Source organism: Rhizobium sp. S96 (genome assembly GCF_030382195.1).
GTDB lineage: Bacteria > Pseudomonadota > Alphaproteobacteria > Rhizobiales > Rhizobiaceae > Rhizobium.
Window position 1 is genome coordinate 1 of the sequence record NZ_JAUDRY010000040.1, and the last position, 563, is coordinate 563.

A 563-nucleotide genomic window follows, 5' to 3' on the forward strand; every position below is an offset into this window, starting at 1 on the left:
TTGTAAGCAAAATAAACCTCCACCTTCGGTGGAGGACTGGACGTGTTCTACATTGTGATTGAGAGACCTCCGTGCTTGGACCGTTATGCTGGCCGAGACATAGAACGGAGGTTTTATGGATGAGCGATCACAATCCCACGCGACGTGGGACTGCAAATATCACGTGGTGTTTTCAAGCAAGTACCGAACCAAACGACTTTACGGGGACTTGCGCCGTGAGTTGGGTGACTTGCTGCACAGGCTTGCTCAACAAAAGGACTGCCGGATCGAGGAAGGGCACTTGATGCCCGACCATGTGCATATGCTGATATCGATCCCACCGAAGTATTCGGTGTCGCACATCGTCGGCTTCTTGAAGGGCAAAACAGCCCTTTACGTGGCCAATAAATATGCCCGCAAGCGGCGCTACAAAGGCTATCACTTTTGGGCGCGTGGGTACTTCGTGTCTACGGCTGGCTATGATGAGCAGGTCGTCAGACGATATATCCGTAATCAAGAAAAGGCCGACAAAGCTTCCGACTTTGCCGACCTGTTTAACACTAGCTACTAACCTATAGCAAAAC

1 protein-coding gene is annotated in these 563 nt (G+C 50.8%); it reads left to right on the forward strand.

What is annotated here, in order from left to right; all coding sequences use genetic code 11:
* The first annotated feature begins 115 nt into the window (after window positions 1-115).
* On the forward strand, window positions 116-550 hold the full coding sequence (gene tnpA / locus QTL94_RS26285; RefSeq protein WP_065692567.1) for an IS200/IS605 family transposase: 435 nt from the start codon (window positions 116-118) through the stop codon (window positions 548-550).
* Window positions 551-563 lie beyond the last annotated feature (13 nt).